Here is a 1686-nt window from a genome sequence, read left to right as displayed (position 1 = left end):
ACCAATGGTGGACCGGTGGTCTGGCGCCGTCCGCGCTATGCGACGATTCGCGCGTTCATCGCCAACCCGGCCTATGGTGGCGCCTACGCCTATGGTCGCACCGGCGTCTCGGTGCAGTATGACGGGGCGGGCGCCAAGGCCTGTTCGCGGAGCAAACCCCGCGAGGACTGGCTGGCGCTGAAGCCCGGCGCGCATGAGGGCTACGTCGACTGGGACCGTGCGGAGGCGATACGGACGATGGTGAGCGACACCATGCCGGCCGCCGGCGCTCGTGGGGCCCCGAAGCACGGCGCGGCCTTGCTGGCGGGCATCCTGCGCTGTCGGCGGTGCGGCCGGACGCTCACCGTCCAGTACACGGGGACCAAGGGCCAGATCCCACGCTACGCCTGCGCACGCGGACGGATGGATTACGGCGAACCGACCTGCATCGCCTTCGGCGGCCTGCGTGTCGACGATGTCGTCGAGGCCGCTCTGCTCGCCGTCGTGCAGCCCGCCGCGATCCAGGCGGCCCGTGACGCCGAAGCCCAGGCCGCCGCGCGCCGGGACGAGGTCCGGGAGGCTCTCCTGCGCGATCATGAGGCCGCGCGCTATGCCGCCGACCGTGCGTTCCGCCAGTACGACGCGGCCGACCCGGAAAACCGTCTGGTCGCCGGCGAACTCGAGGCGCGCTGGAACCGGACGCTCCAGGGTGTCGCCGAGATCGAACGGCGGATCGCCGAGCATGACGCCACCGCCGCGCCGCGCTCCGACCTCGGCGCGATGGCGTTCGGCGCCCTCGCCGACGACCTGGCCGCCGTCTGGGCCGCGCCATCCACCGATGCCCGCCTGAAGAAGCGGATCGTGCGCTCCGTCATCCACGAAGTCGTCGCCGATCTCGATGATGCCACGGCGGAGATCGTGCTGGCCATCCATTGGGTCGGTGGGGCCCACACCGAGCACCGGCTGCCCCGCCGACGCCGTGGACAGCGCAACAGCACGCCCGCCGGCATCGTCGAGGCCGTGCGCGTTCTGGCGCTCAACACCAAGGACGATATCATCGCCGGGGTCCTGAATCGGAACGGCCTCAAGACCGGCAACGGCAACCGCTGGACGCGGGAACGCGTCACCTCGATGCGGAGCAAGCATCGAATCCCCGTCTATCGTCCGGCCGAGGACGGCATCGAGCCCTGGCTCAACCTCACGCAGGCCGCCTCCGAACTCGGCGTCGCCGCGAAAACCCTGCGTCTGGCCGCCGAGCGCGGCGACATCGATGCCCTCCATCCCCTCCCGGATGGACCGTGGCTCTTTCGCCGGGTCGATCTCGCTGGTCCCGCAGCCCGCACCGTTCTCACCCGTGCCCAGACCGGCGGCAAACACCCCGTGGGACCAGTGCCTGAGCAGGAAAACCTCTTCTCATCAACACCATAGCGAGATGTGCGTTGTGATGACCGATTGTAGGTCTCGATCCAGGCGCCGATTCCGGCTCGGGCCTCGGACCCGGTGGCGTAGGCCTTGAGGTAGACGTCCTCATACTTCAGGCTGCGCCACAGGCGTTCCACGAACACATTGTCCATACAACGGCCCTTGCCGTCCATGCTGATGCGCACGCCGGCCTCAGCATGAGTTCAGTTTGCCATGCGCTCCAGAGGGGCGGTGGCCGTGTTGCTTTGACGGCGCAGATGGTCAGGCGGCGGAGACCTCGTGTGA

At 69.0% G+C, this 1686-nt stretch carries 1 protein-coding gene and 1 pseudogene; one reads left to right on the top strand and one right to left on the bottom strand.

The genetic code is table 11. The features are described 5' to 3' along the window. The coding region (locus GGD89_RS19555) for a recombinase family protein (protein WP_184049208.1) at window positions 1-1407 on the top strand (1407 nt) is incomplete at its 5' end. 23 nt (window positions 1408-1430) lie between these two features. Here GGD89_RS19555 and GGD89_RS19550 read toward each other — a convergent pair. Further along, window positions 1431-1592: pseudogene (locus GGD89_RS19550) on the bottom strand (integrase core domain-containing protein); the annotation flags it as partial. Between the last annotated feature and the right edge of the window lie 94 nt (window positions 1593-1686).

This window comes from Roseospira visakhapatnamensis (genome assembly GCF_014197915.1).
GTDB lineage: Bacteria > Pseudomonadota > Alphaproteobacteria > Rhodospirillales > Rhodospirillaceae > Rhodospira > Rhodospira visakhapatnamensis.
Note: the sequence above shows the minus strand (reverse complement) of the source record. Positions and strands in the feature narration are given on the sequence as shown.